At 72.6% G+C, this 16,843-nt stretch carries 18 protein-coding genes; 6 read left to right on the top strand and 12 right to left on the bottom strand.

Translation table 11 applies throughout. The annotated features are described in order from the left end of the window. The first annotated feature begins 16 nt into the window (after nucleotides 1–16). A complete protein-coding gene (locus tag BS83_RS33995; protein WP_037607233.1) occupies nucleotides 17–382 on the top strand; it encodes a YybH family protein in 366 nt (121 codons plus the stop codon). Here the strand turns inward: BS83_RS33995 and BS83_RS34000 are convergent. The 5 genes from BS83_RS34000 to BS83_RS34015 form a co-directional block, all read right to left on the bottom strand. Then, the gene (locus BS83_RS34000) at nucleotides 366–2,990 is read right to left on the bottom strand and encodes a bifunctional lysylphosphatidylglycerol flippase/synthetase MprF (protein ID WP_051944516.1); all 2,625 of its coding nucleotides are present in this window, start codon (nucleotides 2,988–2,990) and stop codon (nucleotides 366–368) included. The two genes, BS83_RS33995 and BS83_RS34000, sit on opposite strands and share 17 nt — an antisense overlap. Then, nucleotides 2,987–4,339 (bottom strand): alpha/beta hydrolase-fold protein, encoded by a 1,353-nt coding sequence (locus BS83_RS34005; RefSeq protein WP_051944517.1) that lies wholly within the window; start codon nucleotides 4,337–4,339, stop codon nucleotides 2,987–2,989. Before BS83_RS34005 ends, BS83_RS34000 begins: the two co-directional genes overlap by 4 nt. Before the next feature lie 237 nt (nucleotides 4,340–4,576). Then, entirely contained in the window at nucleotides 4,577–5,101 is a 525-nt protein-coding gene (locus BS83_RS34010) for a SixA phosphatase family protein (RefSeq protein ID WP_037607234.1), read from the bottom strand. Between the two features lie 40 nt (nucleotides 5,102–5,141). Further along, nucleotides 5,142–5,264, bottom strand: coding sequence for an SGM_5486 family transporter-associated protein (locus BS83_RS48450; RefSeq protein ID WP_269664880.1), 123 nt, complete (start codon nucleotides 5,262–5,264; stop codon nucleotides 5,142–5,144). Nucleotides 5,265–5,281: 17 nt separating this feature from the next. Beyond that, a complete protein-coding gene (locus tag BS83_RS34015) occupies nucleotides 5,282–6,553 on the bottom strand; it encodes an MFS transporter (RefSeq protein ID WP_037607235.1) in 1,272 nt (423 codons plus the stop codon). Between the two features lie 104 nt (nucleotides 6,554–6,657). Between BS83_RS34015 and BS83_RS34020 the strand changes: the two genes are divergently transcribed. Further along, a complete protein-coding gene (locus tag BS83_RS34020; RefSeq protein ID WP_037607236.1) occupies nucleotides 6,658–7,323 on the top strand; it encodes a FadR/GntR family transcriptional regulator in 666 nt (221 codons plus the stop codon). 310 nt (nucleotides 7,324–7,633) lie between these two features. Here BS83_RS34020 and fabI read toward each other — a convergent pair whose 3' ends face one another. Both fabI and fabG read right to left on the bottom strand, forming a co-directional pair. Then, a complete protein-coding gene (gene fabI / locus BS83_RS34025; protein WP_037607237.1) occupies nucleotides 7,634–8,401 on the bottom strand; it encodes an enoyl-ACP reductase FabI in 768 nt (255 codons plus the stop codon). A 5-nt stretch (nucleotides 8,402–8,406) separates the two neighbouring features. Next, nucleotides 8,407–9,111: a 3-oxoacyl-[acyl-carrier-protein] reductase gene (fabG, locus tag BS83_RS34030; protein WP_037607238.1), complete on the bottom strand. Its 705-nt coding sequence runs from the start codon at nucleotides 9,109–9,111 to the stop codon at nucleotides 8,407–8,409. A gap of 201 nt (nucleotides 9,112–9,312) precedes the next feature. Here fabG and BS83_RS34035 point away from each other — a divergent pair, with 201 nt between their 5' ends. Further along, the gene (locus BS83_RS34035) at nucleotides 9,313–10,833 is read left to right on the top strand and encodes a TldD/PmbA family protein (protein WP_037607239.1); all 1,521 of its coding nucleotides are present in this window, start codon (nucleotides 9,313–9,315) and stop codon (nucleotides 10,831–10,833) included. Between the two features lie 15 nt (nucleotides 10,834–10,848). On the opposite strand, the gene BS83_RS34040 is transcribed toward BS83_RS34035, so the two are convergent. The 5 genes from BS83_RS34040 to BS83_RS34060 are packed head-to-tail and all read right to left on the bottom strand — an operon-like array spanning nucleotide 10,849 to nucleotide 14,231. Next, nucleotides 10,849–11,277 (bottom strand): hypothetical protein, encoded by a 429-nt coding sequence (locus BS83_RS34040; RefSeq protein ID WP_051944518.1) that lies wholly within the window; start codon nucleotides 11,275–11,277, stop codon nucleotides 10,849–10,851. After that, the gene (locus BS83_RS34045) at nucleotides 11,274–12,023 is read right to left on the bottom strand and encodes a methyltransferase domain-containing protein (protein WP_198035366.1); all 750 of its coding nucleotides are present in this window, start codon (nucleotides 12,021–12,023) and stop codon (nucleotides 11,274–11,276) included. The genes BS83_RS34040 and BS83_RS34045 overlap by 4 nt, the downstream gene beginning before the upstream one ends. After that, nucleotides 12,020–12,880 carry a DUF2071 domain-containing protein gene (locus BS83_RS34050; RefSeq protein ID WP_198035367.1) on the bottom strand — a complete coding sequence of 287 codons (861 nt, stop codon included), beginning with the start codon at nucleotides 12,878–12,880 and terminating at the stop codon, nucleotides 12,020–12,022. The genes BS83_RS34045 and BS83_RS34050 overlap by 4 nt, the downstream gene beginning before the upstream one ends. After that, the gene (locus BS83_RS34055; protein ID WP_051944519.1) at nucleotides 12,859–13,815 is read right to left on the bottom strand and encodes a hypothetical protein; all 957 of its coding nucleotides are present in this window, start codon (nucleotides 13,813–13,815) and stop codon (nucleotides 12,859–12,861) included. Before BS83_RS34055 ends, BS83_RS34050 begins: the two co-directional genes overlap by 22 nt. Further along, nucleotides 13,812–14,231, bottom strand: coding sequence for a DoxX-like family protein (locus BS83_RS34060; RefSeq protein WP_051944520.1), 420 nt, complete (start codon nucleotides 14,229–14,231; stop codon nucleotides 13,812–13,814). The genes BS83_RS34055 and BS83_RS34060 overlap by 4 nt, the downstream gene beginning before the upstream one ends. A 313-nt stretch (nucleotides 14,232–14,544) precedes the next feature. Between BS83_RS34060 and BS83_RS34065 the strand changes: the two genes are divergently transcribed. From BS83_RS34065 to BS83_RS34075, 3 genes are all read left to right on the top strand, one after another. Next, nucleotides 14,545–15,951 (top strand): TldD/PmbA family protein, encoded by a 1,407-nt coding sequence (locus tag BS83_RS34065; protein WP_037607240.1) that lies wholly within the window; start codon nucleotides 14,545–14,547, stop codon nucleotides 15,949–15,951. 110 nt (nucleotides 15,952–16,061) lie between these two features. Continuing rightward, entirely contained in the window at nucleotides 16,062–16,376 is a 315-nt protein-coding gene (locus tag BS83_RS34070; protein WP_037607241.1) for a DUF3099 domain-containing protein, read from the top strand. 204 nt (nucleotides 16,377–16,580) lie between these two features. Next, a complete protein-coding gene (locus tag BS83_RS34075; RefSeq protein ID WP_408641054.1) occupies nucleotides 16,581–16,826 on the top strand; it encodes a hypothetical protein in 246 nt (81 codons plus the stop codon). The last annotated feature ends 17 nt before the right edge of the window (nucleotides 16,827–16,843 follow it).

Here is a 16,843-nt window from a genome sequence, read left to right on the forward strand (position 1 = left end):
TTCACAGGGAGTTGTGATGACCGACCGCGAGCGCGCCCACCGCCCCGAGGACCTGACCCGCCTCTTCGTCGAGCGGGCCAACGCCGGCGACGCGGCCGGCATCGCCGCCCTCTACGAGGAGGACGCCGTGATGGCCTACCCGGCCGGCAGCCTGACCGTGGGCCGCGCGGCGATCCAGGCGCTGTGGGAGAAGGTGCTGGCCCACGCCCCGACCTTCCAGCCGGAGACGCCCCTGCCCACCCTGGTGAGCGGCGACCTCGCGCTCACCTCCACGCCGCCGCGCGACGGCAGCGGGGCCCGCGCCCAGGTGGTGCGCCGGCAGCCGGACGGCACCTGGCTCCGGGTGCTCGACCAGCCGGAGTTCGTCACCCCGCAGCGGTGAACTGCCGACTGAGGCGCAGCATCTGGCTCGGCGTGGTGTGCGGCAGATAGGCCTTGCCGATCGCCGAGCCGATCGCCGGCAGCTGCGCCGGGTCCGGGTAGGCCATGTAGAGCGGCAGGTACTCCGGCTGGAACTTGGCCTTGAAGGCCAGCAGCGAACGGAAGCCGTAGACCGGCTCCAGTGCCTTGCCGGCGATGTCGAGGACGCGCTGCAGCGGCACCGCCTGCTCGCCCCGGTCGATCCTGGCCAGCGGCGCGCCGGAGAGGCTGAGGAACTCCGCGCCCTCCTCCTTGAAGCCGAGCGCCGCCGTGGCGATCAGGAACTCCATGACGCCGCGGAAGCCCTCGCCGCTGCGCCGCATGAAGTCGAGGGTCCAGCCCACCGGTTCGCCGTCGCGGTAGCAGGGCAGCCAGCTGGTGATGCCGTGCAGGCCCCCCTCCTCGTCCACGGCCGCCAGGATGCGCACCCTGGCGTCGTCCAGTTCCTTCAGGCCGCCGAGGGTGAAGCCCATCTCCGGCAGGCCCTTGTCCGCGACCCACTCCTCCGACAGCGCCCGCACCTGCTCCTGGATCGCGACGGGCGCGGTGGGCCAGGTGTACCAGTGGGCGGTGATCCCCGCCTTGCCGGCCTTGTTCAGCGCGGTCCTGACGTCCTGCCACTTCTTGCCGGTGAAGGCGAGGTCGGGCAGGAGCAGCAGGGTGTCCTCGGCCACCTGCACGGCGGACCAGTCGAGCCGGTCGCAGGCCTGCTTGGTCTCGCCGGTCACGCTGTAGAAGCAGGGCGACCAGCCCTGGGCGTCGCAGTACTCGGTGAACTCCGCGACGGCGGCGTGCCGGGCGTCGGGCTCGCCGTAGGGGTCGCCCATGGTCAGCGCGGTGGTGCCGATGACGCGGTAGGCCACCGCCGCGCGCCCGTCCGGGCTGATCCAGTACTCGTTGCCGGGCCAGGTCGTCATGTAGGCGAGCGTCGACCCGCCGTTCTTCAGCAGCAGGGCCTCCGCCTGCCCGGAGTTGTCCACCTTGCGGCGTGCGCCCGCCTGCCAGAAGGCGACGAAGAGGCCGCCGAGCACGATCAGCCAGAACACCGGCCCGGTCAGCTCGTACAGCGCCTTCGCCCAGCCGCCGACGGGGACGAAGTCGGCGGTCGTGGTGCCGAAGACCGCCAGGTAGGGCGCGGGCACCAGCCGCTTGGGATAGTCGGCGACGATCTGCTGGAAGGTCGGCTCCGGGGCGAACTGGTCCCTGGCGTCGTAGCCGAGCTTGATGTAGGCCGCGCCGACGATGAGGAAGGCCAGCACGGCGATGGTCCAGAAGGTCAGCGCGGTGCCCTTCTCGGCGCGGACCTGGAAGTGGCTGCGCGTCAGGAACAGTGCCGCCAGCACGGCGACGGGTACCAGCAGCAGCCCGACGGAGTAGACCGTCAAGGCCGTGACCACGTCCCTGGAGGTCGGGTCGTTCACGAAGATGTGCCGGGTGTAGAGGAAGTAGCGCAACGTCATCGCGAAAAGGCAGACCTCGAACAGCACCGCCGCCCACCAGGCCATCCGCCGCCCGCGCCACAGTCCCACCGCGACGACGGCCAGGATCAGCACCGGGACGAAGAGGACCACCACCCCGACACTGTTGTTGATCAGGTACTCGGCGCGGAACTGGTGGCACAGAACCGGGGTGGACTGCGGCCCGCTGCACGCGCCGCTGACGTCGTCCGCGGTGATGGTGTCGCCGACGAAGAGATCCTTGTAGATCGCCAGCGGCCCGCTCTGCGAGTCGGTGAACCAGGTGATGGCCGGGCCCAGCGCCGAGGTGGCGGCGAAGATCGCGACCAGGACCCTGGTCTCGGCATGGGACGAGGGCCTGATCCTGACGTCCCTCAGCGACCTGCGGCCGCCGATGACCACCGCCCCGCCGACCAGGCCGACGAAGGCCGCCCCGGCCCGCATGATGTCGAGCACCTCGCCCGCGTAGAAGAGGAAAAGCACCGTGCCGATGAGCAGCAGCAGCCTGGTCCGCCGCCGCCACAGCGCGGTCAGCGAGGCGCTCATCGCCAGGCCGACGCCGGTCAGCCCCACGCTCGGACCGACGGAGAGGCCGTCGACCGCGGTCCGCGTCACCGTGGTGACCGCCTCCTGCAACCAGAGGTCTCCGGCGGTCGCGCCGATCTCCATCGCCGCGATCCCCAGCAGCGCTCCGAGTACCTGACTGCCGAGGAAGAACACGGCGGTCCGCAGCGCGCCGATGCGCCGCTCCGCGGGCAGCATGGTCACCATCGCCAGCAGGGTGCTGACGACGTAGGGGGTCCATCCCGAGGCCCAGAACCCGTAGCTGAACAGGGTCCACCAGCGCCCCGCGGTCACCGAGGCGGTGCCCGCCCCCACGTCGACCAGCAACCGGTTGCTCGGACCGTGCGTGACGCTCCCCGTGGTCAGCCCGACCACCCAGAACACCACCAGAAAGGTCACCGTCAGCGGCGCCTTGGCCAGCAGCCGCGGCACGGTCGCCAGTCCCGCCAGCCAGGCCCGCACCCGGTCCAGCGACCGGCGGCTCCAGCCGGGTTCGCGCGGAGCGGCGGGTTCGGCGGTGGTCGAGGGCGGGGCGGCGGGCGACGTCATGAGGTGAGTCCGTCCTGCTTGGCGATCCACGGAAGCTCCTGCTGCAGGCCGACCTTCCACACTCCCCAGCTGTGCCCGCCGGGGATGGTGACGAAGGTGACGTTCATGCCGGCGGCCTGGCAGGCGGCGAAGACCTGACGCTGCTCCGGGCCGTAGGTGCCGTCGCTGTCCCCGACCAGGATCACCCCCGCGGTGTCGGGGAACTTCTTGCGCGCCATCACACTGAGCGGGTTCACCGCCTCGAAGGCGGCCGTGCTGCCGCCGAAGACGTCGTTCACGGTCTTGCTCCGGCTGCCGAGCGTCGGCTCCACCTGGCCGGACATGTCCACGAAGGACGCGAACTCGTTCGGCGCGTTGACCGCGAACTGGAGCGCGCAGGTTCCGCCGAAGGAGAGACCGGCCACCGTCCACGCCTTGCGCCCCGAGCCGACCTGCAGATTGGTCTGGATCCAGGTGGGCACGTCCTTGGTGACGTAGGTCTGCACCTTGCCCAGCTGGGAGTCGACGCAGAGCGTGTTGGCGAACTGCGAGCCGAGCGTGTCGATGGAGACGACGACCGGGGCGAGCCCGTCGTGGGCCGAGGCGTAGGCGTTCATCGTGGACTCGAGCTGGCCGCCGGTCGTCCAGTCCTCCGGACCGCCGGGCTGGCCGGGGAGCAGCACCAGCACCGGCAGCAGCGGCCGTTGCTTGGCCGCGTAGGCCGGCGGCAGCCAGATGTAGGCGTCCCTGGTGGTGAAGCCGCTCAGCTTGCCCGGGATGTTCGCCTTGGCGAGGGTGCCGCGGGCCGGCAGGTTGGCCGGCTTGTGCCAGACCTCCGCGATGGTCTTGCCCTCGGGCACGTGCAGCGTCGGCTCCTTCTGGCCGATCGCCAGCGCGCCCGGCTGGGCCTGCCACGGGCCGGGCAACGTGCTCAGCGTCGGGTACTCCTGGAACTCCTGGTTCACCTTGTTGCCCGCGTAGGCGAAGACCAGCGCCGCGCAGACCAGCCCGAGGATCCATCCGCGCCAGCGCAGGAACGGCAGCCGGAAGAGGAAGAGCACCACGCCCAGGACCGCGACGCCGATCCAGATCGCCGAGGTCGTCGGCAGTCCGTCGGGGAACGGCTGCCACCAGTCGTCGACCCAGACGGTGATCAGGTAGGCCAGCCCCGCGCTGACGAGCAGCGCGAGCGGCAGCCAGCGCAGCCACCAGGTACGGCGACGCGAGAACAGCAGCCAGGCCAGCGACAGCACACCGAGGACGGTCAGCACGATCGGCAGCGGTCCGGTCAGCAGCGACCAGTCACCGGGCCCCGCGAGCTGGCGCGGCCCTGCTCCCGGGGGCCGGACGCCCACGGCCCGGAATCCCATATCGGCGCCCCCTTTCGTGATCAATCCCTGCTGGCGATTCCAGGACAGATCCGGGGGGTGCGCATGTCGATCTTCATTCCGGAGGCGGTTCCCGGCGACGCCCGCCAAGGGGGGCGCGGCCTCGGACGACGTCACCCGTTCGCGCGGCGCGTCGCCCACGTCGGGCCGGTCGGGGGCGGAACGCCGCGACCCCCGGCCGGGGGCCGGGGGTCGCGGGGTGGCTGCGGGAGGGACCGGTCAGGCCTGGTCCTTCGGGGTGTAGAAGGCCTTGAGCCGGCCGACGCCGGGCTCCAGCGCCTTCCACGGTCCGGTGAAGTCGATCAGCGCGATCGCCGCGGTCGGGAAGCCCGTGGACCGCAGGCGGGTCAGGGTGTCGCCTTCGGACTCGCCGGAGACGATCTCGGCCAGGCCCTGCACGCCGGGGTTGTGCCCGACCAGCAGGACGGTGCGGACCTCCTCGGGCAGCTCCTGGAGCACCTCGATCAGCTGACCGGGGGCGGCCTCGTAGAGCCGGTCCTCGTAGACCGTGCGCGGGCGCTCCGGCAGCTCGTGGGCGAAGAGCTTCCAGGTCTCGCGGGTCCGCGCGGCGGTCGAGCAGAGGGTCAGGTCGGGGACGACACCGGCGACGGCCAGCCAGCGGCCGGCGTTCGGGGCGTCCCTACGGCCCCGGTCGGCGAGCGGCCGCTCATGGTCGGGCACGGAGGGCCAGTCGGCCTTGGCGTGCCGGAGAACGATGATCGTGCGGGACGTGTCGACGCTCATGCCTGCCAGCTTCGCAGAATCCGGACGAAGTGGCAGGAGCTCACCCGAAGTTCGCGCCGATCGTGGCGACGATCGCGATCACGACCAGGATCGCGCCGATCAGCGCGAACATCTGGAGCAGCTTCTTGTTGCCGTCGGTGGGGTTCGGTTCAAGTACGGGCATGGACCGAAGTCTGCCACTCACATGTCGTCCTCGATCTGGCGGGGTCGCCCGGCCCGCAGGCCGACCACCAGCTGGATGGTCATCAGCGCGGCCAGCAGGGCCAGCGGCCCGTACCAGCCGTGCTCGCGCTGGTAGAGCACACCGATCAGGACCGGCCCCGGCACCGAGATCAGGTAGCCCAGGCCCTGCACGAAGGCGGAGAGCTTGGCGACGCCCTCGCTGGTGCGGGAACGCAGCCCGATCATGGTCAGCACCAGCGGGAAGGCGCAGTTCGCGACGCCGAGCAGCAGCGCCCAGGCCCAGGGCGCGGCGGCCGGCGCGAAGGCCAGGCCCCCGTAGGCCACCAGTCCGCAGGCGGCGAGCACCGCGGCGACCGGCCCCTGGTGCGGCAGCCGGGCGGCGAGCGAGGGGATGACGAAGCCGAGCGGCGCGCTGACCGCCATCGTCACGGCGAGCAGCACCCCCGACCGGGCGGCGGAGACGCCCGCGTCCTGGAAGATCTGCGGGATCCAGCCCAGGGTGGCGTAGGCGGCGGTGGCCTGCAGGCCGAAGAAGACTCCGAGCAGCCAGGCGGTCCGACTGCGGGTGATCCGGATCCGGCTGCGCCCGGCGGCCGGGGCGCCGGCGCCGTCCCTGCGCAGCGTCGCGGCCTGGACCAGCCACAGCGCCAGCGCGAGCGCGCCTGCCCCCGCCCAGACCCCGAGCCCGACCCGCCAGCCGCCGCCGAGCGCGGTGGTCAGCGGCACGGCGACGGCCGCGGCGACGGAGGTGCCGAGGGCCAGCGACATCGAGTAGAGGCCGGTGATCGGGCCGATTTTGTCCGGGAAGTAGCGCTTGACCAGCACCGGCATCAGCACGTTCGACACCGCGATGCCGGCCAGGGCGAGCGCGCTGAGCAGCAGGAAGACGGCGCTGTTCGGGGCGAACGAGCGGGCCGCGACACCAAGGGTGATCGCCGCCATGCCCAGGCACACGGTGATCGCCGGACCGAGCCGCCGCGCCAGCCCCGGCGCGGCGAAGCCGACCAGCGCGAAGCAGAGCGAGGGCAGCGCGGTGAGCAGGCCCGCGACGGCGGCGTTCATGTGCAGGGTCTGCCTGACCTGCTCCAGCTGCGGCCCCAGCGCGGCCACGGCCGGCCGCAGGTTGAAGGCGGCGACGGCGAGGGCCACGGCCAGCAGCCAGCGCGCGCGGACGCGGGTGCGGCCGTCGGAGGCGGCGACTTCGGCGGGGGCGGGGGCGCGAAGGTCCGTGGCGGATTCCCGGGTCTCGGTGGCATGGTCGGCAGGCATGAGGGGATCATACAATGATGGGATGAATTAAGGGAGAGGTTTTCCCCGTCCCGCGGACGCGGGATGATGTTCGGCAACCGAGACACGGCAGGAGCGACAACCACATGGCACTCACCTCGCCCCGGCGCGAGCCGCTGGCCGATCAGGTGATCGCGCAGCTGCGCACCCAGATCACCTCGGGCGAGTGGCCGGTCGGCTCACGCATCCCGACCGAGGCGGAGCTGGTGGAACGCCTCGGCGTCGCCCGCAACACCGTCCGAGAGGCGGTGCGGGCGCTGGCCCACAACGGGCTGCTGGACATCCGTCAGGGCTCGGGCACCTACGTGCTCGCCACGAGCGAGCTGGCGGGCGTCATGCACCGCCGCTTCGCGGAGGCGGACAAGTCGGAGGTGACCGAACTCCGCCTGGCCCTGGAGGCGGCGGCGGCCCGCCTGGCGGCGACCCGCCGGACGGCACAGGACCTGCGCCTGCTGCAGACGGCGCTGGCGCGCCGCGAGGACGCCTGGCACTCGGGCGACGCGGAGGCGTTCGTCCTGAACGACGCGGCGTTCCACCAGGCGGTGATGGCCGCCTCCCACAACGCGGTCCTGGCCGCGCTCTACGCCGACCTCGGCGAGGTCATGCGCGCGGAGCTCCGCGAGGTGGTCGGGCCGGTCCTGGAACAGCACAAGTACGTGAGCCACGACGGCATCCTCACCGCCATCCGCGACCACGACCCCGACACCGCCGCCCGCGAAGCCGCCGACGCCCTGACGGGCTGCCGCAGCTGAGCCTGCCGACAGCGGGTCACTTGCAGCACGCAAAGGGGCGCGGGGCTCTGCTGATATGCGCCTCCGGCGCGTGGGCGCGAGCCTGCCGACGGCGGGTCACTTGCAACACGCAAAGGGGCGCGGGGCTCTGCTGATATGCGCCTCCGGCGCGTGGGCGCGAGCCTGCCGACAGCGGGTCACTTGCAACACGCAAAGGGGCGCGGGGAACTGCGCGACAAGCCACCCGCGCAGGTGGTTCGCCGAACGAGCAGGGCCATCCGCACTGGGTGGTTGCTCGCGCAGTTCCTCGCGCCCCTGGAGCGCTACGCGCTCAGGCGCCGATGGCGTGGAGGCCGCCGTCGACGTGGATGATCTCGCCGGAGGTCTTCGGGAACCAGTCGGACAGCAGGGCGACGACGCCGCGGCCGGCCGGCTCGGGGTCCGTCACGTCCCAGGAGAGGGGCGAGCGGTGGTTCCAGGTGTCCGCCAGCTGGTCGAAGCCCGGGATCGACTTCGCGGCCATGGACTTGATCGGGCCCGCCGAGATCAGGTTGCAGCGGATGCCCTGCTTGCCCAGGTCGCGGGCCAGGTAGCGCGACGTCGCCTCGAGCGCGGCCTTCGCCGGGCCCATCCAGTCGTACTGCGGCCAGGCCAGCTGCGCGTCGAAGGTCAGACCGACGATCGCGCCGCCCTCGGACATCATCGGCAGGCAGGCCATCGACAGCGACTTCAGCGAGAACGCGCTGACGTGCATCGCCGTGCCGACCGACTCCCACGGCGTGTTGAGGAAGTTGCCGCCGAGCGCGTCCTGCGGGGCGAAGCCGATCGAGTGGACGACGCCGTCGAGGCCGCCCAGCTCGGCGCGGACCTGCTCCTCCAGGCCGGCCAGGTGCTCGGCGTTGGTGACGTCCAGCTCCAGGACCTTCGCCGGCTTCGGCAGCTTCTTCGCGATGCGCTCGGTCAGGCTGGGGCGGGGGAACGCGGTCAGGATGACCTCGGCGCCCTGCTCCTGGGCCAGCTTCGCGGTGTGGAAGGCGATGGAGGACTCCATCAGCACGCCGGTGACCAGGACGCGCTTTCCGTCGAGGATTCCACTCATGGTGATCAGTGACCCATTCCCAATCCGCCGTCCACGGGGATGACGGCTCCGGTGATGTATGCGGCCTCGTCCGAGGAGAGGAAGCGCACGGCGGAGGCGATCTCCTCCGGCGCGGCGTACCGCGCGAGCGGCACCTGCGAGACGATCTGGGCGCGGCGCTCCTCGCTGAGCACCCCGGTCATGTCGGTGTCGACGAAGCCGGGCGCCACCACGTTGACGGTGATGTTGCGCGAGCCGAGCTCACGCGCCAGCGAGCGGGCGAAGCCGACCAGGCCGGCCTTGGAGGCGGCGTAGTTGGCCTGGCCCGCCGAGCCCAGCAGGCCGACGACCGAGGAGATCAGCACGACGCGGCCCTTGCGGGCCCGCAGCATCGCCTTGCTGGCGCGCTTGACGACCCGGAAGGTGCCGGTGAGGTTGGTGTCGAGGACGGAGGTGAAGTCCTCCTCGGACATGCGCAGCAGCAGCGTGTCGCGGGTGATGCCGGCGTTGGCGACCAGGACCTCGACGGGACCGTGGGCCGCCTCGACCTCCTTGAACGCCTGCTCGACCTGCTCGGCGTCGGTGATGTCGCACTTGACGCCCAGCAGCCCCTCCGGCGGCTCGCCGGAGCGGTAGGTGACGGCGACCTTGTCGCCCGCCTCGGCGAAGGACCGGGCGATGGCGAGGCCGATGCCCCGATTGCCTCCGGTGACCAGAACCGACCGGCTCACAGGCGTACCTCTCTCAACTGCTGCGATCTCCTCAGGACGGACAGTGCGACGCTATCCGCTGTAAAGGGGACTGGGCGAATCGACCCTCCACAGCGAGGCGGGGGTGTATCTGTCGGGTCCGGACAGTTTCGCGCGTCGGCCGCCCTCTTCAGGGCAGGATGCTGACCAGCACCTCTCTCACGATCCCCTCCAAGGAGACCGATGTCGCCGTCAGCGCCAGAAGTGGACGCCACCTTCCTCGCCCTGCCGCTGCGCCTGCTGGCCGACGCGGCACTCGGCCGCGCCCAGGCCCTCGGCGCGGGCCACGCCGACTTCCGCCTGGAGCGGGTGCGCAGCGCCTCGCTGCGGCTGCGGGACGCGCGGCCCGCCGGGGGCTCGGACTCGCTGCAGCTCGGGTACGCGGTGCGGGTCGTCGTGAACGGCGCCTGGGGCTTCGCCGCCGGGGTCGATCTGACGGCCGAGGCGGTGGCCCGGGTCGCCGAGCAGGCCGTTGCCGTGGCCCGGTTGTCCGGCGGCCTCAGCGAGGAGGTCGTCGAGCTGGCCGAGGAGCCGTCCTACGGCGAGGTCACCTGGGTCTCCTCGTACCGGGAGAACCCGTTCGACGTGCCGGACGCGGAGAAGGCCGCGCTGCTCGCCGACTGGAGCCGCAGGCTGCTGGACGCGCAGGGCGTCTCGCACGTGACCGCCTCCCTGCTGTCGGTCCAGGAGAACAAGTTCTACGCGGACACCGCGGGCACCGTCACGACGCAGCAGCGGGTCCGGCTCCACCCGGAGCTTGAGGCCGTCTCCGTCGACGAGGCGAGCGGCGCGTTCGACTCGATGCGCACCCTGGCCCCGCCGGTCGGCCGCGGTTTCGAGTACCTGCGCGGCACTGGCTGGGACTGGGACGCGGAGCTCGCCGAGCTGCCGGAGCTGCTCGCCGAGAAGATGAAGGCCCCCGGCGTCGAGGCGGGCCGCTTCGACCTGGTCATCGACCCGTCGAACCTCTGGCTCACCATCCACGAGTCGATCGGCCACGCCACCGAGCTGGACCGGGCCCTGGGCTACGAGGCCGCTTACGCGGGCACCTCCTTCGCGACCTTCGACAAGCTCGGCTCGCTGCGCTACGGCTCCGACCTGATGCATGTCACCGGCGACCGCACGGTCGAGCACGGACTGGCCACCATCGGCTACGACGACGAGGGCGTGCAGACCCAGCAGTGGGACCTGGTCAAGGACGGCACCCTGGTCGGCTACCAGCTGGACCGGCGGATCGCGAAGCTCAAGGGTCTGGGCCGCTCCAACGGCTGCGCCTTCGCCGACTCCCCCGCGCACGTGCCGGTGCAGCGGATGGCCAACGTCTCGCTCCAGCCGTCCGCGGCCGGCCCGGACACGGACGGGCTGATCGCCGGGGTCGAGGACGGCCTCTACATCGTCGGCGACCGCTCCTGGTCCATCGACATGCAGCGGTACAACTTCCAGTTCACCGGGCAGCGCGCCTACCGGATCCGCTCGGGGAAGCTGGCCGGTCAGGTGAAGGACTTCGCCTACCAGGGCACCACCACGGACTTCTGGGGCTCCATGGAGGCCGTAGGCGGCCCGCAGACCTACGTCCTCGGTGGTGCCTTCAACTGCGGCAAGGCCCAGCCCGGCCAGGTCGCGGCCGTCTCCCACGGCTGCCCCTCGGCCCTGTTCCGCGGCGTCAACGTCCTCAACACCACGGAGGAGTCCGGCCGCTCCTGAGCGGGGCCGGGGCCTTCAGCGGGTCAGGACGTGGACCAGGGCGGCGAGGAAGACGCCCGTCACCCAGGTCCACAGCAGGGAGAAGGCGACGTGCCCGGCCGTGCGGAAGCGGTCGCCGCGCCAGAGGCGGGGGGAGAAGACCGCGAACTGGAAGAGCCAGCGGGCGCCCCAGAAAAGCGTCTGGCCGACCAGCAGGGCGGTGGCGAGCGGGCCGCCGGCCAGCAGTTGCGGAGCCAGGGTCAACGGCAGCAGGCCCAGCAGGACGCAGGTCAGGGCGATGAAGAAGAGGTGCGCGAAGGAGACCTGACGGGTGAGCAGCGTGGTGCCCGCCAGGTCCTTCGGCCAGCCGATCAACCGGGGCAGCAGCGCGTGGAACAGCCCCACGCCGATCAGGGCTGCGCCGACCAGCGGCAGTTGGAGGTCCAGGGCGAGCAGGCCGTTCACGGGAGCTCCTTGTGGAAGGCGAAGGCGGTGACCAGTCCGGCGATCCGCCGCTCGGGGCCGTGGCGCAGGCCCGCCCGCTCCGCGAGGCGCAGCCACTCGGCGCGCGGCAGGAAGTGCCAGGCACCCGGGCCGTAGGCGGCGGTGTTCGCGGCGTCGCGCAGGTGCTCGACGAGTACCAGGGTGCCGCCGGGGCGCAGCACCCGGGCACACTCGGCGAAGAGCGCCTCCCGGTCGGCCGCGCGCCGCAGTTCGTGCGCCGCGAAGACCGCGAAGACCGTGTCGTGCGCGCCGGACCGAGCCGGCAGGGCGTCGGGCCGGGCGGGCAGCGTGCCCGGCGCGGGGGCGACCCGCCGTCGGGCGCGGCGGATCGAACCCTCGGTCATGAGCCGCGGATCGTAGAGGTCGACGACCCGCTGCGCCACGTCCGGATGGCGGGCCGCGAGAGGTCGGCTGACCTCGTCGAGTCCGGCCGAGACGACGAGGTGATCCCCCGGCCCCGCGGGCAGCAGCGCGCCGAGCCAGCCGAGGGCGAAGGGCCGCCCGCGGTCGTAGACCCACCAGGTGGCCGCGCTGCTGCCCAGCAGCAGGCCCGCCGCCGCCAGCCCTCCCGCGCGGGCGAGCAGCGCCGGTCCCCCGTGCAGCCGCCGCGAGAGCGCCCAACCCGCGGCCGCCGCACCACAGCCCGCGGCGTACATCGGCCAGTTGAAGAGGGCGACCTCACGCACCCCTGACGGTCGGTCGGTCACCGCTCGGCCCCGTTCCTGGCGCGGCGGCTGCCGGCCTCCCAGCCGTACTGCACGCCCGCGACGTGGAAGGCGTTGGCGAGGCGGGGCCGGGCGCCCGCGAAGGGCCCGTGGTCGAAGAAGGTCAGCGTGGGGACCTCCACGGCGACGGGCACCGGGTCCCAGGTCGTCCTGGTGGCCTTGACGACGATCACGGAGTCCGTCTGCGGCTCGTAGTCGAAGGTGTAGGGCAGCGGGCCGGCGAAGCGCCGGGCGTCCTTGGCGTTCGCGAACGAGCTGCCGTGCGGCAGCGGGGCCGGCGTTCCGTCACCGATCGCGGCCCGGACGGCCAGGTCGGCCCTGCCGTCGGCGCTGTCCACGCGGAAGGAGAGGGTGTCGCCCTCGACGCCGGTGGCGATCCGCGCCCGGCGGTAGTGGTAGCGGGTGAGCAGGTTCCCGCCCAGCACCATGAGCCGGTCGTCGGTGTCGCTGCGCAGGATCTGCAGGCCGCGCATGGTGCGGCCGCCCGGGGTCGGGAAGCGGGTGAAGATCCGGTACCCGGTCAGCACGTGGTCCGCGCCGAGCCGTGCGGGGAGGAAGGAGGGACGCAGCGCCCTGGCGTCCACGACGGCCACCGCGACGAAGCCGTGCTCGACGCCGTCCGCGTCGGTGTAGGTGTCCAGCGCCAGGCCGGGCAGCACGAGCGGGGCGAGCACGCTCGGCGGCAGCGCGTAGGTGAGGACGAGCGAGTGCGCGAACCAGGTCCGCATCGGCAGCGGATGCCGCTGCAACCGGTGACGCGGCGACAGCCGGCTGAGGGCGGACAGACCCGGGGTCCGGCGATTCGGGGCCGGACGGTTCACGGTGTGACGGATCGGCATGACGGTGCTCCCTTCCCGGCGTCGCCGAGTCGGAGGACCCGGACCACGCCCCACAGCATCGATCGGTCGTCGGCCGCCGAGCCGGGCCCGGCGGGGCCCGGTCGGCGGACGCTGCGCAGCACGGCCACCCCGCCCGGCCGCACCGCGTGGTCGACGGCGGCGCGCAACCGGCGGGCGAACGCCGGTCCCGGGCCGTCGACGACGTTGGACAGGGTGACCGCGTCGTAGGCGCCGCGCGGTGCCCGCTCCAGGTGCTCGACGACGTCACCGAGCACCAGTCGCACGCGGGCGCCGGCCGCGGGCAGGCCGCCCCCGGCGGTTCCCTGCGGCTCCGTGCCTGCGAGCAGCCGCCAGGCCCAGGGGTTCGCGGAGTTGGGATGGCGACTCACCGTCCGCTCGATCCTGCGGCGCAGGACGACGTCGAACCCGCTGGGCACGACGCCGCGGAAGGCCGGCCGCAGGGCGAGCGCGAGTGCGCCGGCCGGGCGCAGCATCAGGGCCATCAGTCGCCGCAGTGCGGCGCTGTCGAGTTCGTCCCGCCACCGGCGGGCCTGCTCGGCGGGATCGTCCAGCCGCAGGAAGCGGCCGAGCTCCGGGGCACGCCAGGCGGGCGTGACGCCGCGCGCGGCGGAGCGGCCCAGCGCGAGCAGGCGTTCGGCGGAGCCCGCCACGGCCGGTGCGCCGTCCTCCAGCCGACCGCGGGCGTAGGCGAGTTGTACGGGGTTCAGGTCCACGGCGGTGACCTCGTACCCGGCGGCGGCCAGGGCGGCGGCCGTGTCCCCGGCCGAGGCGATGCACAGCACCCGCGCACCGGGCGGCGGAAACGCCGCCAGCTCGATTCCCGTGTCCTCGTACATCCGGCCGAAGAGCACGCCGGGCCGCCGGGACGGTCCGACGGACAGCAGGCGTCCCTCGGCCCAGGGGGTGCCGCTCATGCCGCGGCCGCCGGACGCGGGCCCGCCGCCGGGACACCGCTGCCGCGCCGCGCCGTCGCCACCGTCCAGACCAGGGCGATCAGTGCGAGGTCCTGGACGACCAGACGACCCGGCTCGGGGATCCGGCCGGAGGCGAAGAGCAGGCCACCGGTGTTGAAGCCGACGATCAGCCCGGTCTGCACGGCCGCCGCGAGCAGCGGCCTGTGACCGCTGAGCACCCACAGCCCGACGGCGATCTCGACCAGCCCGATGCCGACGAGCACCGCGGCGACGGCCCCGGCGGGCAGCAGCGGCACGCTTCCGACGATGGCGTGCTGATCCGCCCGCCCCGGCCAGATCTTGCACCACAGGCCCTCGTAGAACCAGGTCGCCGCGACCGCCGCAGCCGGCGCGGCGGTCCGCCAGGAACGTGCCATCGGATCGTCCTCTCCCCCGGCCCGCGGGCGAAGGACGCCGCGCGGACGGCATGACGGAGTACCCCCGGTCGACGCCGTGCGCCCCGGGCTTCCCTCTGTGCGCCTCATCATGGCGCACATTTTGAACATGTTCAATACTTGCTTCGCCGCTGGTCACAGCCTTGGCGCCATTCCACGGGCCGAACAGGGAAGCAGCCGGACCCCGGTCGGGGCGGGCGCGGCGACGGCGCGGTCGTGGTTACGTCGCACCCGGGTCGGGCCCTACCTTTGATCCCATGACGACCGATACGGGCCAGCAGGAAGCGGGCCGCTGATGAGCAACCAGAACACCGGGCCCCACGAGCTCGTCGAGCGTGCCCTGGAGCTGTCCCGCGCGGACGGGTGCGTCGTCATCGCCGACGAGGAGTCGACCGCCAACCTCCGGTGGGCCGGGAACAGCCTGACCACCAACGGCGTCACCCGCGGGCGCACGCTCACCGTGATCGCCACCGTCGACGGCCAGGAGGGCACCGCCGCCGGGGTCGTCTCGCGGGAGGCGGTGACCGCCGACGACATCGAGTCGCTGGTGCGCGCGGCCGAGGCCGCCGCGCGGGCGGCGGGTCCGGCCGAGGACGCACAGCCGCTGCTCGCCCCGAGCGGGCCGGTCTCCGCCGACTTCACCGATGCCCCGGCCGAGACCTCCGTCGAGGTCTTCTCCGCCTTCGCGCCCGCGCTCGGGGAGGCCCTCGGCCTGTCCCGCAAGAGCGGCCGGCTGCTCTACGGCTTCGCCAACCACATGGTGACCTCCAGTTACCTGGGCACCTCCACCGGCGTCCGGCTCCGGCACGACCAGCCGACCGGCACGCTGGAGCTGAACGCCAAGACCGCGGACCTTTCCGCCTCCGCCTGGGCGGGCGCGGCCACCCGCGACTTCCGCGACGTGGACCCCGAGGCGCTGGAGGCGCAGCTCGCGCAGCGTCTGGCCTGGGCCGAGCGGAAGGTCGACCTGCCGGCCGGGCGCTACGAGACGCTTCTCCCGCCCTCGGCGCTGGCCGACCTGATGATCAACCTGGCCTGGTCGGCGGGCGGCCGGGACGCCAAGGAGGGACGCTCGGTCTTCTCCAGGCCCGGCGGGAAGACCCGTCTCGGCGAGCGGCTCTCGCCGCTGCCGCTGACGCTGCGCAGCGACCCGGCCCACCCGGGCCTGGAGTGCGCGCCCTTCGCCCTCGCGCACGCCTCGGGCGGCGACAGCTCCGTCTTCGACAACGGCCTGCCGCTGGCTCCCACCGACTGGATCCGTGACGGCGAGCTCACCAACCTGCTGACCACGCGTCACTCGGCGGGACTGACCGGTCTTCCGGTCCGGCCCGAGATCGACAACCTGGTCCTCGAGGGCGCGGACCCGACGTCGGGCCCGACGTTGGAGGAGATGGTCGCCCGCACCGAGCGCGGGCTGCTGCTCACCTGCCTCTGGTACATCCGCGAGGTCGACCCGGCGACGCTGCTGCTGACCGGCCTCACCAGGGACGGCGTCTATCTGGTGGAGAACGGCGAGGTCACCGGGGCGGTGAACAACTTCCGCTTCAACGAGTCCCCGGTCGACCTGCTCGGCCGGATCACCGAGGTGGGACGCACCGAGCGCTGCCTGCCGCGCGAGTGGAGCGACTGGTTCACCCGGGCCGCCATGCCGCCGGTGCGGGTCGCCGACTTCCACATGAGCTCGGTGAGCCAGGCCTCCTGAGCGAACCGGCCGAAGCCGGACGACACGGCGTCTTCGCGGGCACCCCCCTCTCCTCGGCGGGGTGCCCGCGGCGTACCGTGGTCGGAGAGCTGGGTTGAGGGCGGTGGAGTGTGGGCAAAGCGAAGGCGGTTCGGATCACCGGCGCACGGTCGAGCCTGACCGAGGACGTCAGGGGCCGGCAACGCCGCTACATGATCTCGATGGCGGTCCGGACGGTCTGCGTCATCCTGGCCGTGGTGCTCTGGCAGGAGTCACGGATAGCGGCGATCATCGCCCTCGTCGGCGGGACGGTCATCCCCTATTTCGCGGTGCTGTTCGCCAACGCGGGCCGCGAGGGGGCGCCGACGATGCCGGAGACCTTCGTCGGCTACCAGCCGCCGCCTGCTCTCGGTCCCGGCGGCAACGCCCCGGCCGAGGAAAGTTAGGGCAGCCTTAACCAAGGATCAAGACGATTCGCCGGATCCCTGGACGTGGGCACAGGCTCGCATGCCATACTGCAGACGCGCTCCGCATCCCCCGTCGGAGCGACGGACTGATGCCGGGCGGCTCCCCCCGTGGCTGCCCGGCATCGCCCTGTGCACCGGGCACCGCCGGTCCGTCCGAGGGGACCGGCGCTTAGGGTGGCCGGTATGAGCTGGATGAGCACCGAAGAAGCCGCAGACGCCCCCGAGACCCCCATCTGTTCGGGCAAGGGCTGTCGCGCCGCCGCCGTCTGGGTCCTCGCGTGGAACAACCCGAAGATCCACACCCCCGAGCGCCGCAAGACCTGGCTCGCCTGCGACGAGCACCGCGACCATCTGACGCTCTTTCTGGACGCCCGCGGCTTCCTCAAGGACGTCGTCAAGCTCGAGGACTGGGAGGAGCCGGGCTCCTGAGCGTTCGGCCGCGGAGG

Origin of the sequence: Streptacidiphilus rugosus AM-16, assembly GCF_000744655.1 — a bacterium.
Lineage (GTDB): Bacteria > Actinomycetota > Actinomycetes > Streptomycetales > Streptomycetaceae > Streptacidiphilus > Streptacidiphilus rugosus.